The 18,035-nt window shown below is 57.9% G+C and carries 12 protein-coding genes; 5 read left to right on the top strand and 7 right to left on the bottom strand.

Translation table 11 applies throughout. The features are described from left to right. Positions 1-28: 28 nt before the first annotated feature. From rodA to AC5S3R_RS11180, 5 genes are all read right to left on the bottom strand, one after another. On the bottom strand, positions 29-1,126 hold the full coding sequence (rodA, locus tag AC5S3R_RS11200; protein WP_494267127.1) for a rod shape-determining protein RodA: 1,098 nt from the start codon (positions 1,124-1,126) through the stop codon (positions 29-31). A 7-nt stretch (positions 1,127-1,133) separates the two neighbouring features. Beyond that, positions 1,134-3,218 (bottom strand): penicillin-binding protein 2, encoded by a 2,085-nt coding sequence (mrdA, locus tag AC5S3R_RS11195; protein ID WP_494267126.1) that lies wholly within the window; start codon positions 3,216-3,218, stop codon positions 1,134-1,136. A 93-nt stretch (positions 3,219-3,311) separates the two neighbouring features. Then, positions 3,312-3,833, bottom strand: coding sequence for a rod shape-determining protein MreD (mreD, locus tag AC5S3R_RS11190; RefSeq protein ID WP_494267125.1), 522 nt, complete (start codon positions 3,831-3,833; stop codon positions 3,312-3,314). Beyond that, the gene (mreC, locus tag AC5S3R_RS11185) at positions 3,833-5,167 is read right to left on the bottom strand and encodes a rod shape-determining protein MreC (protein WP_494267124.1); all 1,335 of its coding nucleotides are present in this window, start codon (positions 5,165-5,167) and stop codon (positions 3,833-3,835) included. Before mreC ends, mreD begins: the two co-directional genes overlap by 1 nt. 257 nt (positions 5,168-5,424) lie before the next feature. After that, the gene (locus AC5S3R_RS11180) at positions 5,425-6,489 is read right to left on the bottom strand and encodes a rod shape-determining protein (protein ID WP_494267123.1); all 1,065 of its coding nucleotides are present in this window, start codon (positions 6,487-6,489) and stop codon (positions 5,425-5,427) included. A gap of 378 nt (positions 6,490-6,867) precedes the next feature. Here AC5S3R_RS11180 and AC5S3R_RS11175 point away from each other — a divergent pair, with 378 nt between their 5' ends. After that, positions 6,868-8,355 (top strand): aldehyde dehydrogenase family protein, encoded by a 1,488-nt coding sequence (locus AC5S3R_RS11175; protein ID WP_494267122.1) that lies wholly within the window; start codon positions 6,868-6,870, stop codon positions 8,353-8,355. A gap of 28 nt (positions 8,356-8,383) precedes the next feature. Further along, on the top strand, positions 8,384-9,424 hold the full coding sequence (gene mgrA / locus AC5S3R_RS11170) for an L-glyceraldehyde 3-phosphate reductase (RefSeq protein ID WP_494267121.1): 1,041 nt from the start codon (positions 8,384-8,386) through the stop codon (positions 9,422-9,424). A 67-nt stretch (positions 9,425-9,491) separates the two neighbouring features. Here the strand turns inward: mgrA and AC5S3R_RS11165 are convergent, their stop codons facing one another. Beyond that, positions 9,492-12,179, bottom strand: coding sequence for a M14 family metallopeptidase (locus AC5S3R_RS11165; protein WP_494267120.1), 2,688 nt, complete (start codon positions 12,177-12,179; stop codon positions 9,492-9,494). A gap of 170 nt (positions 12,180-12,349) precedes the next feature. Then, positions 12,350-12,889, bottom strand: coding sequence for an Lrp/AsnC family transcriptional regulator (locus tag AC5S3R_RS11160; protein WP_494267119.1), 540 nt, complete (start codon positions 12,887-12,889; stop codon positions 12,350-12,352). Positions 12,890-13,085: 196 nt separating this feature from the next. On the opposite strand from AC5S3R_RS11160, the gene ald reads away from it, so the two are divergent. The 3 genes from ald to AC5S3R_RS11145 all read left to right on the top strand — a co-directional run bounded on the left by ald (position 13,086) and on the right by AC5S3R_RS11145 (position 17,963). Further along, on the top strand, positions 13,086-14,201 hold the full coding sequence (gene ald, locus AC5S3R_RS11155; RefSeq protein WP_494267118.1) for an alanine dehydrogenase: 1,116 nt from the start codon (positions 13,086-13,088) through the stop codon (positions 14,199-14,201). A gap of 119 nt (positions 14,202-14,320) precedes the next feature. Then, a complete protein-coding gene (locus tag AC5S3R_RS11150; protein WP_494267117.1) occupies positions 14,321-16,597 on the top strand; it encodes a sensor histidine kinase in 2,277 nt (758 codons plus the stop codon). A gap of 10 nt (positions 16,598-16,607) precedes the next feature. Next, entirely contained in the window at positions 16,608-17,963 is a 1,356-nt protein-coding gene (locus AC5S3R_RS11145) for a sigma-54-dependent transcriptional regulator (protein WP_494267116.1), read from the top strand. Positions 17,964-18,035: the final 72 nt, after the last annotated feature.

Here is an 18,035-nt window from a genome sequence, read left to right as displayed (position 1 = left end):
AACGCCGGGAGCGAAACATCTGGACCATTTAGTTTACGAACCTGCGCATGCGGACATTCATAGCCACGCCAAGCGCGAGGAAGGTAAACAGTACCGAAGACCCGCCGTAACTCATTAACGGTAAAGGGATTCCGGTGACGGGCATAAACCCGATGACCATGCCCACGTTGACCGCGATCTGAAAGGTCAACACAGCCACGATTCCCATAATGATGAGGGAGCCGGGCAGGTCTGCGGCTGTTTGAGCGTTTTGAATCAAACGCATCAATACAAAAAAGTATAGCAGGAGGACAAAAATTGCGCCCACGAATCCGTGTTCCTCGCTCCATGCGGCGAAGATGAAGTCGGCGTGGGGGATGGGGATGAATGCGCCTTGCGTCTGCGAGCCCTTTTCCGCGCCCTGTCCCCAGATGCCGCCTGCGCCAACAGCGATTTTGGCCTGGAGGACCTGGTAGCCTGCGCCGCGGGGGTCGTTGTCAGGGTCGATGAAGCCGGTGAGGCGGGCCTTCTGGTAGGGCTTGAGGATTTTGCCGCTGTTCCAGACTCCGACGATGAGGACGAGCCCGGTGGTGGTGAGGATGAGAGCTTGTTTCCAGTTGATGCCGCCGAGGAAGAGGCCGGCGATGAGGACGGGAGCGTAGGTGAGCGAGGTGCCGAGGTCCGGTTGGGAGAGGACGAGCAGCATGGGCACGCCGACGAGGGCGAAGGCCTTGCCGATGTCCTTCCATGTCAGGTCGCGTGCTCCGAGGTTGGCGAAGTAGCGGGCGACGGCGAGGATGAGGATAAGTTTGACCCACTCGGAGGGTTGGAAGTGCATCGGACCGAGCTTGATCCAGCGGCGCGCGCCGAGGACTTTCACACCGACGACTTTGACGGCAACAAGCGCCAGCAGAAAAACGCCATAGGCCCACGGAGCCCAGTCGAGCAGCTTGTGGTAGTCGATCTTGGAAAAGATGAACATCAGCGACAGGCCGCCGAGAATCCAGTAGACCTGCTTGGTGTGGAAGCCGACGTACTTGGTGTGCAGTGTGGCGGAGTAGATTTCCCAGACGGAGATGACGCAGAGCGTGAGCACCATCAGCAGGAGGCCCCAGTCGAAGTCGCGGAAGGAGAGGAATCGGCGCATTGTTTTCTTACCTTTGGACTGGAGTCAGCGAATGGGGAAGTACCGCCAGAAGGCCTTCCTTGGTGGCGCGAAGCGGAGAGATAAATAAGGGGCTGATAGGTGCGCTCTGGGCTGCGAGGTCGTGGGAGAAATCGGCTGGGTTCACGAAGAAGTGGCCGGCTCCGAAGGCTTGCCCGATGTCTTCCTTCTTTTTGCTGTCAGGATCAGTGGTGGACCAGACGGCTCCGACCTCGACAGGCTTCTGTTCGGTTGCGTTGGCCTGCTGCAGCAGGTTGTGGTCGGTCTTGCGCTGCTTGTTGATGTAGGCAATGACAACCTTTTGAGCGATGAGCGCAGACCCTGCACCCCAGTCGCCGTGCTCCTGCAGCACTACAACCGCAAGCTCCGGGTTGCGTCGTGGGACCATGCCGACGAACCACGCGTTGGGAGTCTTGGAGCCGCCCTTGACGTGGGTGTCACCCTGGCCGGTGACCTGGGCGGTGCCGGTTTTGCCGGCGAAGTCTACGCCCTCGATATGGGCCTGACCTGCGGTGCCGAAGGTGGTGGCGCCGGCCATGCCGTCAGTAATTGTCATCCAGGTGCGATTGTCGAGCGAAACATTGGTTGCGCCAGAACCCTTGAAGGTGTTGTAAAGCGCGGTCGTGTACTCGGCGGGAAGCTGGGTGGGATTGACAAGATGCGGGCGAACCAGATGTCCATTGGATGCGATGCCGGCAAGTGCGCGAACTAACTGGATGGGCGTGACCTGCGTTTCGCCCTGGCCGATACCGACCGAGATGGTGTTACCGGGATAGTAGCGCTGGTGGAAATTGCGCCACTCCCATTCCGTGGAGGGCACGATGCCAGCCATTTCGTTGGGCAGGTCAACGCCTGTTTTCTGCGAGAGGCCGAATTCCTTGGCGTACCTGGCGATGGTATCGATGCCGAGCTTTTGCGCAAGGGCATAAAAGAAGGTGTCGCACGAATAGGGGATGGCCTGCGAGATATTCAGGACTCCGTGGTGGCGGTCGCATTTGAAGAAGCGTCCATAGAACATTCCGCCGCCCTGGCAGTTGACCTTCATGTCTTCGGCCACGCCTTCCTGCAAGCCGGCGGCGGACATGATGATTTTGAAGGTGGAGCCGGGGGCAAGCTGGTCCTGAATGGCCTTGTTCATCAGCGGATGCTTGGGGTCGGTGATGAGCTTGTTCCAGTCGGCGCTCTTGATTCGGACGGCGAAGGCGTTGGGGTCATAGCTAGGATGCGAGACCATGGCGAGAATTTCGCCGTTGCGCGGGTCCATGGCGATGACGGCTCCCGGAGCATCTCCGAGAGCAAGCTCGGCGGCGCGTTGGATATCGATGTCGATGGTGAGCTTCAGGTCCTCGCCGGGAACGGCGTGCTGAGTGCCGAGGTAGCCGACTTCGCGGCCATGGGAATCGACGATGACGTCGCGGGAGCCGTCCTGGCCGCGGAGAATCTGGTCGTAGGTGGCCTCTACACCAGCTTTGCCCACCACATCGCCCGCTTCGTAATAGGCGTAGCGCGGATTGTTGTTGAGGTCTTCTTCGGAGATTTCGCCGGTGTAACCAATGAGGTGCGCGGCAAAGCCGTCGCGGGGATAAAGGCGGCGTTCGACTTCGATGGTTTCGAGTTCTGGCAGCTCGTTGCGATGGGCCTCAACGAAAGCTTCCTCGTCGGGAGTGACGTCCTTCTTGATGGGGATGGGCTGGTAGCCGGGCGCGGAGCGGTAACGCTTGAGCGTGGCCTGCAGCGTGTCGAGGTCGAGATGGAGCCCCTGCGCAATCATCGGCAGGTCATCGTCAATGTGCTTATTCTGCTCGCGGACCAGATAGCAGGAGGTGGAGGGATAGTTATCGACCAGCAGGCGGCCTTCGCGGTCAAAGAGGCGGCCACGCGGAGCCATGATGGGCTCCTTGCGGATGCGGTTTTGCTCGGCGAGTTCCTTGAAGTTGTTGGCGCCAAGAACCTGCAAGCGCCAGAGGCCTGCGCCGAGGCCGAGCATCATGACAAGAATGCCGTACTGCACCGCCGTGGACTTGAAGGCGGAGAGCTTTTCGCCGCGATTGAATCTGTCGGAATAGATAGCCATGATGCGATACCGCTTGATTTCAGAATACTGCCGTTTTGACTTTCATCGGCAGGGAAGGTGTTTGTTTTGTCCCTCGCTCTTTGTCTCTCGTGCCTAATCTTGAATCTGGAAACGGTCGAGCATGGGGAAGAGAAGCAGTGCAATCACCGAGTTGCCAACGGCCTGGAAGAGCATTGTGTACCAGTTCCAGTCCATTTCAAGGCCCAGCATGCCGCGATAAATCACGAGATAAATGCCGTTGCATAGCAGGGTGAGGGCGAAGTTGAGCAGCACGCGGATGACGATGTTCTGCACGTCAATGCGGATACCGACTGAGGCGGCGAGGTAGCCCGCGACGGTTTTGGCAATGCCGTTGACGCCGATGGCGTGGTGCGTAAGCGCGTCCTCAAAGATGCCAACAAATGCGCCTAAAAACATGCCCTGAATAGGGCTGCGGCGGGCGAGGGCAAAGTAAATGGTGATGACCAGCGGTAGGTCAAAGTAGGCAAAGTGGCCCAGAAAGCGCGGCAAAAGCGCCTGCAGAAAGATTGCCGCCAGCGGAACCACTAAATAGAGGAAGGCTGGATAGCGGTGAATCTCCAGGTCGCGCCGCGAGTTGGCTGTAAGTATGGCCATTAGAACTTCCTCTGCGGCTGGGGCGCCGGAGTGGTTGGCGGGGCCGGGGTGGATTCCAGTTTGGTATCGCTCCTGGGAGCAGCCGGGACCTTAATATCAGCCGGGTTGACAGTCGAAGGCTTGTGAACCGGGGGCTGAGCTTGCGGCTTGGGAGCCGTTTTCGGCGTCGTTCCCGTGGCCGGAGCGGCTTCTGTTTCAGCCTTCGGAGTTGCAGGCTTGGGCGTATGCGGCTTCGGCGCGTTCTCCGCCCCACCGCTGTAACCGGGGGTAAAGCGGTCCGCATGCTGCGGTGTAAGCAGCTTGGGTGCAGCGGGCGGTGTGGCTGGAGTTGCTGCGCCGCTGGCCGGGGCCGTTCCGGGAGCAGCGGGCTGCTTGGCGTTGGGGTCGGTCAGGCCGGGGAGCTTCTCTTCCAGAACCTGAGCCGCCTTCAACTGCTCGTTCAACGCGGCGGCCTCTGCGCCTTTTTCGCTGGCGCTCTGGTCCATGTCCTTCTTTGTCTTGTCGTTGAAGCGCGGCTCGGTATCGGTGATGACCATGACTTCATCGAGCCCGTTGAGGTTCGCCGCCGGCTTGATGACAACCTGTACAAATCCATCGCGGTCGGGGTCTTTGTCGATGTGGTCCACTACGCCCACGGGAAGACCGCGTGGGAAGATCATGTCGCCGCCGGCGGTGATGACTTTTTCGCCCGGCTTGAGGCGCTGGTCGGCAAGGATGTTGACGATCGCCGGCTGCCCAGCGGCGTTGCCGCGCAGGATGCCGCGGATGCGAGTGGTTTCAAGAATCACGCCCGCGCCGCTCGACTGGTCATTGATGACCAGCAGTTGCGCCGAGTGCGGATAGACTTCGCGAATTTTGCCAACAATGCCGTCTGGTGTAATGACCGCCATGTCGCGGGCGATGCCGTCGTCCTTTCCCTTGTCGAGATAGAAGACGCGGGAGAGGTCGGTGCCGCTGCCGCCGATGATCTGCGCGGTGACGGTCTTATAGAGGTACTTTTGCTGGAAGCTGTTCAGCGTTTGCAGGCGCTGGCCCTGCTTGGCGTCTTCCAGAAGCTGTGCCTGTTCAAGGCGGAGCTGGTCGATTTCCGCCTGCAGGTCCTTGTTTTCCTGCCGCACGCGGCGCAGGTCAAAGTAGTTGTCCCATATCCAGCCGACGCCGGTCTTGGACGACTGCACTGCGCGCTCCGGCGGCGAAACAACGGCATTGGCCCACAGGCGGATGAGTTGCTGGCCCTTGTCGTCATGTCCGTTCAGGGTGGCTTCGCCGTTGCCGGTGCGCCGGACCTGGATGGCGAGGCCAAGAATCTGCACCGCCAGCAGGGCTAGCAGCACGAGGAGATTCCGATACCGGACAAAGAAGGATTCCATATTTATAAGAGACCAAGGGAACGAGGAAACAAGGAACCAAGTAGAAGCATATCGAGATATATCGAGCCTTCGTGCTGGTTAGATGCGCAAAAGCCCACTGCTGCAATCAAGTTTGTAACGGTGAGGCGCTGTGCGGCGTTCGCCATTTGCGGATTCCCCAGTCCCTTGGGCCATCCGGAGAACAAAGTCCACCGGATGGCCGGGTTTCCCGGTTCCTGTTTTTAATCGATCTTGATTTTGCGCAGGAGGCGGAAGTCGCTCAGCATCTTGCCCGTGCCAAGCACCACCGAAGCCAGCGGATCGTCGGCCACGGAGACCGGCAGTCCGGTTTCCTCGCGGATGCGCTTATCGAGGTTCTTGATGAGCGCGCCGCCGCCGGTGAGAACGATGCCGCGGTCCGAAATGTCCGCCGAAAGCTCGGGCGGGGTCCGTTCCAGCGCCACGCGAATTGCATTCATAATGACAGCAATGCACTCGCCCAGGGCTTCGCGAATCTCCGAATCGTCGATGGTGATGGTCTTCGGCACGCCTTCAATCAGGTTGCGGCCCTTGATTTCCATCTGCAGCGGCTTGTCCAGCGGGAAGGCCGAGCCAATCTCCATCTTGATGTGCTCTGCCGTGCGCTCGCCGATGAGCAGGTTGTACTTGCGCTTGAGGTAGTTGGTAATGGCCTCGTCCATCTGGTTGCCGGCCATGCGCACTGAGCGCGAATAAACGATGCCCGAGAGCGAGATGACGGCGATGTCCGTAGTACCGCCGCCGATATCGACAACCATGTTGCCCGAAGGCTCGGTGATGGGCAGGCCCGCGCCGATAGCAGCCACCATCGCCTGTTCCACGAGGTAGACTTCGCTGGCCTTGGCGCGATAGGCCGAGTCCTCGACCGCGCGCTTTTCCACCTGGGTGATTTCTGAAGGCACGCCGATGACGATGCGGGGATGCACGAGCATCTTGCGGTTGTGCGCCTTCTGGATGAAGTAATTCAGCATCTTTTCGGTGACTTTGAAGTCCGCGATGACGCCGTCTTTCATGGGCTTGATGGCAACGATATTGCCGGGCGTACGGCCAAGCATATCCTTGGCTTCCTTGCCTACGGCTTCCACCTCGCCGGTGTTCTTATTGATGGCGACAATTGAGGGCTCGTTGACGACGATGCCCTTGCCGGCCGCGAAAACGAGCGTGTTGGCCGTGCCGAGGTCAATGGCCAGATCGCTCGAAAACATGCTGAAAAGCGAACGCAGACCGTGCGTGCGCTGGGAACGCGAAGGATAGCCGTTGGATGCCATTGGAAAGTTGGTTCTACCTCTAGGAGTATTCTACGGCGATTGCAGTCAAAGCCACGTCAATGAGCGGAGTAAAGGCGGTAATGTGCAGGAAACAACCCTTGGATGTGAGCTCTAATGTTGTGCCGCGCTTTCAGGATAACGCAGATTTTCGGGCGCAAAATTGGTGTTTTTCCGCGAAATGGTTCTAAATGTGGAAAGATTGGCAGCTTTGGTTCCGGTTTGAATCGGCTGAGAGATTTTTCTTTTACGGTGCGCGGGGGAGCAGGGTGTTCCCGGAGAGGGTGCGGCTCCCCGTGCGGTAAGCTGGAACGTTAGCCCGTCACTGCGACGTGGCCGTGTCCATCCCGCGCAACCGCGCCAGCACAAAGCGAGAATTTCATGTCGGCAAAGCTTTACCACAACCTTATTGGCGGCGAGTGGGTTCCCTCCCGCAGCGGAAAAACCTTTCAGAACATCAACCCGGCGGACCACTCGGATGTGGTGGGCGAGTTTCCTGCTTCCAGCGCCGAGGATGTGGATCTTGCCGTGACTGCGGCGAAGAAGGCCTTTGCGTCATGGCGGCTGGTTCCCGCGCCCAAGCGCGCAGAAATTCTGTATCGCACCGGCGAGCTGCTGAAGGAGCGCAAGGAAGAGTATGCGCGGCAGATGACGCGCGAGATGGGTAAGGTGCTGGCCGAGACACGCGGCGATGTGCAGGAGGCTATTGACGAGGCTTTTTATGTTGCGGGTGAAGGCCGCCGTCTCTTCGGCAAGACTACGCCGAGCGAACTGGCCAATAAATTCGCTATGAGCGTGCGCATGCCGCTCGGTGTTGTGGGTCTCATTACGCCGTGGAACTTTCCGATGGCGATTCCGAGCTGGAAGCTTTTCCCCGCGCTCGTTGCAGGCAACACGTGCGTCATCAAGCCGGCAGAGGACACGCCGCTTTCCACCTACAACCTGGTGCAGACGCTTATTGATGCAGGACTGCCCGCAGGCGTAGTGAATATTGTTGCAGGCTACGGGCCGGATGCGGGCGCGCCGATTGTGGAGCATCCCGGCGTGCGTGCCATCAGCTTTACCGGCTCCAGTGAAATCGGTTCGCTTGTTGCGCAGCGCGCCGCAGCGAACTTCAAGCCTGTCTCGCTCGAAATGGGCGGTAAGAATGCGCAGATTGTTCTGGACGATGCGAACCTTGACCTTGCGCTCGACGGCGCGCTGTGGGGAGCGTTTGGAACAACAGGCCAGCGCTGCACTGCTACCAGCCGCATCCTGGTTCAGAAGAAGATTGCGGATGAATTCATTGGCCGTCTCGTAGAGCGCGCGCAGCGACTGCGCGTAGGCAACGGACTCGAAGCCGGAATCGACGTAGGCCCGCAGGTGAATGCGCAGCAGATAGAGACTTCTACAAAGTATGCAGAGATTGCGAAGAGCGAAGGCGCAAAGCTATTGCTTGGTGGCGAAGCGTTGACCGCAGGCGCGCACGCCAACGGCACGTTCTTTGCGCCGACGGTCTTTGCAGGCGTAAAGCCGGAGATGCGCATTGCTCGCGAGGAAGTCTTCGGCCCCGTGGTAAGCGTGCTGGAGTTCGATACCTATGAGCAGGCAGTGGAAATTGCCAACTCGATTGACTACGGGTTGTCCACATCGCTCTACACGCGGGATGTGAACAAGGCCTTTGCCGCAATGCGCGATTTGGAAGCCGGCATTACCTACATCAACGCACCAACGATTGGTGCGGAGGTGCATCTGCCCTTCGGCGGCGTGAAGCAGACAGGCAATGGCCACCGCGAAGGCTCCGAAGCTCTGGACTTCTTCACAACATGGAAGGCTGTCTACGTGGATTACTCCGACAAGTTGCAGCGCGCACAGATTGACAACCAGTAGCTGGTGATTACGAAAAAACAGGAGAGCAATGGAAACCGCTTACGTTCCCAACCCATCTCGATATGAGAATGCAACCTTTCGCCGCTGCGGACGTTCTGGCCTTGTGCTGCCGCCGATTTCGCTTGGCCTATGGCAGAACTTTGGCGGCGCGGATGTTTTTGAAACTGGCCGCGCAATGATTCGCCGCGCCTTTGACCGTGGCGTCACGCACTTTGATCTCGCTAACAACTACGGTCCTCCGTACGGCTCGGCAGAAGAAAATTTCGGTGTGATTTTGCAGAAGGATTTTCGCAATCTGCGCAATGAACTGGTGATTTCCACGAAGGCCGGCTGGGATATGTGGCCCGGACCTTACGGCATCGGCGGCTCGCGCAAGTATCTGCTGGCTTCGCTCGATGAGAGCCTGAAGCGCATGGGGCTTGAGTACGTCGATATCTTCTACGCGCATCGCCCGTGGGACAACGCACCGCTGGAAGAAACAATGGGAGCGCTGGCAACGGCTGTGCATCAGGGCAAGGCGCTGTATGTGGGCATCTCTTCCTACAGCCCGGAGCGGACGAAAGCCGCCGCTACGATTTTGAAAAGCCTTGGCGTGCCGCTGCTGATTCACCAACCGTCTTACTCCATGCTCAACCGCTGGATTGAAGACAGTCTGCTGGCAACGCTCGATGAAGTGGGCGCGGGTTGTATCGCATTTTCGCCGCTGGCGCAGGGGCTGCTGACCAATAAGTACCTCAACGGCGTACCGGAAAATTCACGTGGTGCTGTGGATGGTTCTTCGATGCTGAAGCAGTTCTTGAGCGATGAGAATATTCAGCATGCCAAGGCGCTCGATGAGATTGCGCGAGGCCGCGGGCAGTCGCTGGCACAGCTTGCCATTGCGTGGGTACTGCGTGACAAGCGTGTCACCTCGGCATTGATTGGTGCGCGCAATGTGGCGCAGCTCGACAACTCGCTTGATGCATTGAACAATCTGAACTTCACCGCGGGGGAACTTGCCACAATCGATAAGCATGCAGTCGATGCCGGTATCGACTTGTGGAAAGATGCACGCCTCACCATGGCGTAGTGTTTTTCCTGAGCAAAATGAAGGGGCCAGAGCATTCATGCTCTGGCCCCTTCATTTTATGCGGTGATTATTCCTGCGAGGATTGCCAATCATCATCCTCATCTGCTGTAGCGGGCTTGGAGGCTTTTGCCGTCGTAGCTTCCGGCTTCTTCGGTGCCACGTCGTTCATTGCCGGCAGCTCAGGGTGCTCATACGAATACAACTCGTTAAACATCCACTTATAGGTTGCATGCGATTGCCCGCGGAACTGCGGCTTGAAGCCGTAGAGCACAATGCGTCCGCGCCCATAAGCAAGCTCCATCGCTGCAGCCTTGCCTTCAATCGCTTCCGGATGCAGCAGCAATCCGCTTTCCAGTGGATTGGTCTGCTTGGGATAGCTGGCCAGCACCGCGCCGTGCGCTCCGGGTAGCGCCGCAAATGCCGGCCCGCCCTGGAACATGACAACAGGAGAATCGGAAAGCCCATAGTTGACGGGCTGATCCGTATGCGCAAGCTCCGTGCGCAGCAGCGCTCCAGAGCAGAAGAACTTGTCGCTCTTCACGCCTTCAATCGCATTCTGTACCGGTAGCGAAAGCAGTGGAATCAGCGCGCTTGCTGTCTTGTTCAGAGCAATCAGCGTGCCGCCCTCGCGTGCAAACTCGCGCAGGTTGTTGAGGCCATCCTGCCCAATGCCGCCTGCGTACTGTCCCGGCACAACGCCAATGCCAAAGCCATCCATCATCTGCTTCGAGGACATGTCAGGCAAAATGATGACATCGTAGCGCGCACGCAGATTCGATGACTTCACATCTGCGTTGTAAAGGCTCTTGGGCTCAAAGCCGTAGTTTTCCAGGATCCAGCGTGTCCAGCCTTCATCAATGGAGGCAGACCAGGGACGATAGAGACCAACGCGAGCCTTCTTGATAGGCAGCGTCTTGCCCGGCATAGAGACAGCAGCAGCACTTACAGAAAACTTCTGCGCGAGCGCATCCACTTTTTCGCGCCCGATGCCGGAGATGAGAAACGCGCCTCGCTCTGTACCGCTTGCGGTTTTCACTGGCTCAGCAGCGAGTGAAACCGTTGCGCCGGATTTGAGTGCTTCATTCACAAGCTGGAACGAAGCATTCACGCGATGGCTGATAGCGAAGACCGTGCCTGTGCCTTCCACGGAAGCTGCCGGCGCATGTGCAGCGTCAATCTTTTCCATCTGCGCGAGTTGTTCAGGCTTCAGAGGATCGGTGACGGCATCTACATCTACACCCATCTGCATGGGCAGAGTCCAGCCTGTCACGTCATATGGTAGGTCAATGGCCTTCGATGTTCCAGCTTCAATGGCATCGGGATACTTCTGTCGTTCAAACAGTTCTTTAGCCAGCGAAGAATACGCTTGGTCCATTGGAATGACCCAGGAACCCTTCGGATAGCTCACGCCATTTGCGGAGAAGCCATCCTTCGATGCGTACACATCAAGGCCATTGTCAATCATCAGTTGCGCAAGCTTCGCAGCTTCCGGTGTATCCGTTTGCTTGCTTGGAATGACATACGCAAACGGAGGCTCTTTCTTGAAGTGGTCGATGTTGTCGCGTGCCGCTTGGTAGCGGTTATAGAGCAGCGTCTCGCGATTCTTTGATGCAAGGTCGAGGACAGACATCGAGCCGCCAACCATATAGTCCACAGCGTCCTTCAGATGCCACCAGCCACCTTCCCAAGGCGTGGTGTACATGGTGAGTGCGCGCAGATCCTGGTACTGTTTGGGGAAATCAGAGACCGTGTAGAAATGAGGCGTGGCGTATTGGTAAAGCGCTGTTTCGGTGAAGAAAGAAATCTCGTTGCGGAAAACGTGTGTCCAATCCACGAAGCCCGCGTACCAGTTATCAAAGCGCGACTCTGAGATTGCGCCGGGCATCTTGTGTGCGTTCAGATAGGCTGACATGTTGGTGCCGATAACGTTGAGCCAGCTACGAACGTAAGGGCTGATGTTGGACGAGATGGGATCGGAGAATGGAGGAATCCAGATGCGCGCAGGGAAGGGGGCCGTCTGGTGCTGGCAATAAAAGATGACGGGATTGTACTCAAGCTGCGTCTTCGTCACAACCTGCGATTCCTTCATGTTCAGCATGTAGCCATCGCGGTTGTTGTCGTGGCCTACATATTCTTGCCAAAGCCAAGGCAAGGGGCTGACCTCGTACTTGGTGCCAACGTTCTGGCGATACCAGTGCACCACCATGTCCTGCCCGTCAGGGTTCAGCGTGGGCCACAGAACGAGAACAACGTTGTCGAGGATGGAGTCAATTTCCGGGTCGTTCTTTGCGGAGAGCAGCTTGTAAGCCAATGCCATCGTGTGTTGCGGGCCAGCAACCTCGCTAGCATGCAGGCCTCCATCAATGTGCACGATTACTTTTGAATTGCGCGCCAGTCCGCGTGCGGAATCATCATTCAGGTCCGTGGCCCGCGCCAGCCGTGCGGCGGTTTGCTTGGTCTCGTCGAGCTTGGCAATGTTGGCTGCGGAAGAGATGACGGCAATCTCAATATCGCGGCCCTGAGTGGTCTTGCCCACGGTAAACATCTTCATGCGCGCCGGATCGGCGGAAGCCAGCGCATGAAAGTAGCGCACGGTGTCTTCATAGTCGGCGAGATAAAAATCATCTCCCGGAGTGTGACCTAACACAGAGGCAGGTGTAGGAACCTGTGCAATCAAGCGTGGAGCAAGGCTCAGGGCTGGGCCCAGGGCGCACACAACCGCCAGGCCTAAACGAAGGGAAAAACGCGGCAACATCGGCTCTCCTCAAAACAAAATGGAATCGCTGCGGAACTGCAGACTGCGGGAATTGCCCGCAATGGCGCGCACAGGCACGCTTGTTCAGTCTGTCTTGCGTGATTCCAAGAGTAATTTAGGGATTTGAGAAGCGCCATAGAGATGGCATATGGATTTCTGCCAGGTTTGCGCTACCGACGACGGCCTTCCAGCACATCCCGCAGCGCAAAGCTAGTTTCAATGCGGGTGACGCCCGGCAGTCGCGAAAGCTCATTCTGGTGCAGACGGTTATAGTCGTCAATGTCCGCCACGCGAGCCAGCAACAGGTAGTCATACTGCCCGGCCATCAGGTGGCAGCTTGCAATGCCGTCCACATGGCGCACAGCATTTTCAAACGCGCTCAGCACGGAGGCTGATTGCCGCTCCAACGTCACGCGGATAAAGGCCGTCATCTGTCGGCCAAGCACGTGGTCGTCCACTATGGCGCGGTAGCCGCGAATTACGCCCATCTCCTCCAGAGTCAGGATGCGGCGCGAGGCCGCCGATGCGGATAGACCTGCAGCTTCGCCTACTTCATAATTGGTGGCGCGGCCGTTTGCTTCCAGCACGCGCAGAATTGCGCGGTCCAGTTCGTCTAACAGTCCAAGGGAAGGAGAAGTTGCCTTGACAGTCTGAGCCTTGGCGCGTGTTTTATGCGTAGATGCGGAAGCTTTCGCGCGTTTTGTTCCCATAAGGCTGTTTTATCACGAAATTTGCAAACATTGGCTGCTCGCCGCGCTTTAGCATTCAAGCATCTAAGTCACTCAAGAAGCTGTTGCGCCGGGTAGCCCTCCCCAGTATTGAAGTAAGACCGGCGTAGCAGCACTCAAGACAAAAGCCGCTACGGCGCCCACCGCGCAACATCCAACTACTCAGAGGAGCACAGCGATGATTATTGGCGTACCCCGCGAAATTAAAGATCATGAGTCCCGCGTAGGTGTTATTCCCGCAGGCGTAAAAGCACTTACGGAGGCCGGCCACAAGGTGCTGGTGGAAACCAATGCAGGCTCCAAGTCAGGCTTTCCGGATGCGGAGTATCAGGAGGCTGGCGCGGAGATTGTGGGCGACGCGGGCAACGTCTGGGGCAAGAGCGAAATCGTCGTTAAGGTGAAGGAACCCATCGAGAGCGAGTATGTGTACTTCCGCGAAGGCCTCGTGCTCTTCACCTATCTGCACCTCGCTCCCTTGCCGGGACTAACACAGAAGCTGCTCGATGCGAAGGTCATCGGCATTGCGTATGAAACTGTGCGTGACCGCAACAACACGCTGCCTCTGCTTACGCCGATGAGCGAAGTAGCTGGCCGTATGAGCGTGCAGGTTGGCGCGGCATATCTGGAGCAGGAAAAGGGTGGACGCGGCATTCTGCTTGGTGGCGTACCGGGCGTTCCCCCGGCGCATGTCACCGTCATCGGCGGCGGCGTGGTGGGCACCAATGCAGCGCGCATCGCGCTAGGCTTTGGCGCAAAGGTTACGCTTGTTGATTTGAACCTGAATCGCCTGCGCGAGATTGACGACATCTTCAACGGCCGTGTTTATACGCTTGCTTCCAACAGCTACAACATCGCCAATGCTACGCGTGAGGCAGACCTCGTTATCGGCGGCGTGCTGATTCCCGGCGCAACTGCTCCCAAGCTGGTGACCAAAGAAATGGTGAGCCGCATGAAGAAGGGTGCGGTGATTGTGGACGTGGCCATCGACCAGGGGGGATGCGTGGAGACGGCAAAGCCAACCTCGCACTCCAACCCCAGCTACGTGGTAGATGGCGTGGTGCACTACGCCGTAACGAACATGCCTGGCGCGGTTCCGCATACATCCACGCTCGGCCTTACAAACGCAACCTTCCCCTACTTGCAGCGCCTTGCAAACCTCGGCCCGAAGGAAGCCCTCAAGCAGGATGCAGGCCTGGCTGAAGGACTGAATACCTATCTGGGTAAGCTCACCTACCGCGCCGTGGCAGAAGGCCAGGGCCGCGAGTGGACGCCGGTAGCAAGCATCCTGGCGTAAAAACAGTGGATAGCAAGTAGAAGGCAAAAGCCTCGTTTCAGTATGAAACGAGGCTTTTGTCGTTGTTTTCTGTACCCTGAACCCTGTACCCCGCACCCTGCTTTATCTATAATCTGCGCATGCTTTTTCAAAGCAATCCGCGCCTTCGCCTTGTCTCGCTCCTTGCAGGCGGAGTGTTGTTTGCATTCCTGTTGCTTGGCGCGTTGCAGTGGTGGAACACCTCGCGCATCGGCTTTCTGAATCCTGACACGGCAGGCGAGACGCTCGCGTTTACCGCGTTTACCGTGGTGCTTTTTCTGCTGCTGATTGCGCTGTTAATGCTGCTGCTGCGCAACCTGCTCAAGCTGTACGCGGACCAGGGTTCAAGCGCGTTAGGCAATCGCTTGCGTACGCGCATGGTGCTTGGCGCGGTGCTGATTGCGCTCACCCCCGCGGTGCTGATGTTCCTGTTCAGCTTTCAGTTCATGAACCGCACGATTGACCGCTGGTTCTCACCGAACACAACGCAATTGCGTGAAGACTCGACACAGGTAGTTCAGGAACTCGCTCACTACGTAACGAGCAATGCGCGTGTGGAAGCGGAGTCAATTGCATCTTCCAATGTAACGGATGGCGACCCCGCGCAACTGCAGGATGTTCTCGGCTCGCATCGTATTACGCTCGCAGGCGGTTTTGCAATTGTTTACGACAAGGGCATGCACGCGATCTCCGCTTTCCAGGCTCCGCCGGAGACAAGCAATGTGCGTCTGCTTCCTTGGCTGGATGAGAACCACGCAGGAGAAGCAATGCCGCTGACAGGGCCGCTTTCTTCCAGCCTGCTGACAGCAGCACGCCGTAATGATGAACCGATGGTTGAAGTGGCCGGTCTGCAGTACGCGCTGGGACTTTCTGTTTCCGGCTCTGGTAAAGCAGTGCTGGTAGCGTTGCCCATGCCAGAAGGCTTGAGTGAGACAGCCATTCGCATTCGCACAGGCGCGGCGCAATACTGGCAGCTCTTCCGCATGCGCAACAGCATCCGCGCAAATTTCTTTCTGCTTCTCCTGTTGCTGACTGTTTTTATCTTCTTCTCCAGCGTATGGCTCGCCATCTTTCTTTCGCGGCAGATTACGCGCCCCGTCGCCGCGCTTGCGGATGCAATGGGCGAGATTGCGGAAGGCAAGTATGAGGAGCGCGTGAACGTTGCTGTCACCGGTGAAATGGGGGAGCTTGTCGCATCATTCAACCGCATGGCTGCCGACCTTGAATCCAGCCGTCAGGCCGCACGCACCTCTTCCGCGCAGTTGACTGCTGCGAATCAGGCGATTGAGGAACGCCGCCGGGAGCTGGAAACAATTGTGGAGACGATTCCAAGCGGCGTTGTCACGCTCGACAGTTCGGGCCGCATCGTGCAGGCAAACCATGCCTTTGCCGCGCTGATGGATGTTCGTGATGCAGCCGCTTTATGTGGCCAGTCGATTGAGTCGCTGCTGCCTGCGGAGTATGCCGATGAACTTGCCGCGGTGATTCGCCGCGGGCATCGCATGGGCGCCGCATCAACAGAAATTGAGCTGCATGCGCATGGCCGCACCATGCACCTGGGCTTTACCAGCGCACGGCTCGATTGGGGAAGCGGCCAGCATGGCACCGTGCTTGTTGTTGAAGATACGTCAGAGCTTTTGCGTGCGCAGCGGCAACTTGCATGGAAGGAAGTAGCGCAGCGCGTTGCGCATGAAATCAAGAATCCGCTGACGCCAATTGCTCTTTCCGCCGAGCGCATTGCGCGGCATCTTGACCGTGGTCAGGTAGATTCTCCCAGCATCATCCGCAAGTGCAGTGAAGTGATTCTCGGTTGCGTAGGCACACTGCGCACGCTCGTGGACCAGTTCTCCGCACTGGCACAGTTTCCCGCTCCGCAGCCACGCGCCACCAGCATGAATCGCGTGGTGGAAGAAGCGATGGCAATGTTCGTGGGCCGTTTGGATGGCATTGAAGTCAAGCTCGATTTAGCGCCGGAGCTGCCGCAAATCTTCGCGGACCCCGATGCGATTCGGCGCGCGCTTGCCAACCTTGTCGATAACGCCGCCGAAGCGATGCAGGGAAGCTTGCTCAAGGTGCTCAGCGTTTCAACAGCGCAGAGTGAAGATGGCTCCGCGATAGAGGTAGCTGTGTCCGATACAGGTCACGGGCTTACGGATGAGATTCGCGAGCGGCTCTTTCTGCCGTTTTATTCCACAAAGCATCGCGGCACGGGCCTTGGTCTTTCCATTGCGGCAAAGATTGCGCAGGAGCACGGCGGCTCGATTCGCGCGGAGAGCAATCTGCCGAAAGGCGCGCGCTTCCTGTTGCGCATTCCGCTCATGGAGTCTGCGGCGCAGCAGCCTGTGGACGTAGAATCCGTGAAGGAAGGCCGCGTGTGAGCGATATCTTATGAACCATATCTTAGTTGTCGATGATGAAGCAGAAATCCGTAATTCACTCGAAGAGATTCTGCGCGAAGAAGGCTACGGCGTAGCCTCTGCAGCCACGGCTGCGGAAGCAAAAGTGCTCATTGAAGATGCTCCTTATGATGCGGTGCTGCTGGATATCTGGCTGCCAGACCGTGATGGTATGGATGTGCTCGCGGAGATTCGCCAGCTTCCGCAGGAGACGCGGCCCGAGGTGGTCATCATCAGCGGTCACGGAACCATTGAGTCTGCCGTAAAAGCCACCAAGCTCGGCGCGTATGACTTCCTTGAAAAGCCGTTGTCGATTGACCGGACGCTCATTGTGCTCAAAAACGCAATTGAAGCGCGGCGGCTTCGTACGGAGAACCTTGAATTCAAGCGGCAGTTCAGCGCAAGCTCTGTTCTAACCGGCGACAGCGTGCCGCTCAAAGCGCTTCGCCAGCAGATTCGCCTCATGGCGCCAACCAATGGCCGTGTATTGATTTACGGCGAGTCCGGCACAGGCAAGGAACTGATTGCGCGCTCGATTCATGCGGAGAGCCTGCGCCGCGAGCAGTTTTTTGTGGAGTTGAACTGCGCCGCAATTCCTGAAGCGCATATTGAAGCGGAGTTATTTGGTTATCGCCACAGCGCACAGCCCGGCGGCCCGCCGGAGCAGCGTGGTACGCTCGAACGCGCCAACGGCGGTACGCTCTTTCTCGATGAAGTGGGCGACATGAGCCTCAAGACGCAGTCGAAGATGCTCTTCGCGCTCGATGACCAGATGTTTACGCCTGTTGGTGGCACGCAGCAGATCCGCGTAGATGTGCGCCTGATTGCTTCGACAAATAAAAATCTGGAAGAGGAAATCGCGAAAGGGAACTTTCGCGAAGATCTCTTTTACCGTCTCAACGTGGTTCCGTTTTTTGTGCCGCCGCTGCGCGAGCGTAAGGAAGATATTCCGCTGTTGGTGCGCGAGTTCCTTGGGGAATTTGGCCGCGAGTATGGCCGCCCGCGCATGGAGATTACGGAAGAAGCCCTGGACGCACTAGGCCAATATCACTGGCCCGGCAACGTGCGCGAGTTGAAGAATGTTATCGAGCGCGTGCTCATTTTGAATCCCCGCGCGTTGCGGATTGAGCGACGTCATCTGCCTCCTCTTACGCATAAGGCTGGCGCGCGCGGAACGGAAGATTTCTCAACGCTGCAGCAGGCACGTGATGCCTACGAGCGCGACTACATCCTCAAGAAAATCGAGGAGGCTCGCAACAATATGAGCCGTGCCGCAGAGCTTCTGGGCCTGGAGCGCAGCCACCTCTACCGCAAGCTGAAGACGCTTGGCATCACGGTGCGCGAATAGAGTGTCCGCTTTGTCCGAATGTGGACAGCGATTGCAGAAGCGAACAATCTGCGCATGGCTTCGGCAATCGCA

This window comes from Occallatibacter sp. FHG110214_02, from assembly GCF_059115385.1.
Note: the sequence above shows the minus strand (reverse complement) of the source record. Positions and strands in the feature narration are given on the sequence as shown.

Excerpts from the sequence above, each read along its gene's own strand:
- rodA (WP_494267127.1), bottom strand. The coding sequence starts at position 1,126 with ATGCGCCGATTCCTCTCCTTCCGCGACTTCGACTGGGGCCTCCTGCTG.
- mrdA (WP_494267126.1), bottom strand. The coding sequence starts at position 3,218 with ATGGCTATCTATTCCGACAGATTCAATCGCGGCGAAAAGCTCTCCGCC.
- mreD (WP_494267125.1), bottom strand. The coding sequence starts at position 3,833 with ATGGCCATACTTACAGCCAACTCGCGGCGCGACCTGGAGATTCACCGC.
- AC5S3R_RS11180 (WP_494267123.1), bottom strand. The coding sequence starts at position 6,489 with ATGGCATCCAACGGCTATCCTTCGCGTTCCCAGCGCACGCACGGTCTG.
- AC5S3R_RS11175 (WP_494267122.1), top strand. The coding sequence starts at position 6,868 with ATGTCGGCAAAGCTTTACCACAACCTTATTGGCGGCGAGTGGGTTCCC.
- mgrA (WP_494267121.1), top strand. The coding sequence starts at position 8,384 with ATGGAAACCGCTTACGTTCCCAACCCATCTCGATATGAGAATGCAACC.
- AC5S3R_RS11165 (WP_494267120.1), bottom strand. The coding sequence starts at position 12,179 with ATGTTGCCGCGTTTTTCCCTTCGTTTAGGCCTGGCGGTTGTGTGCGCC.
- AC5S3R_RS11160 (WP_494267119.1), bottom strand. The coding sequence starts at position 12,889 with ATGGGAACAAAACGCGCGAAAGCTTCCGCATCTACGCATAAAACACGC.
- ald (WP_494267118.1), top strand. The coding sequence starts at position 13,086 with ATGATTATTGGCGTACCCCGCGAAATTAAAGATCATGAGTCCCGCGTA.
- AC5S3R_RS11150 (WP_494267117.1), top strand. The coding sequence starts at position 14,321 with ATGCTTTTTCAAAGCAATCCGCGCCTTCGCCTTGTCTCGCTCCTTGCA.
- AC5S3R_RS11145 (WP_494267116.1), top strand. The coding sequence starts at position 16,608 with ATGAACCATATCTTAGTTGTCGATGATGAAGCAGAAATCCGTAATTCA.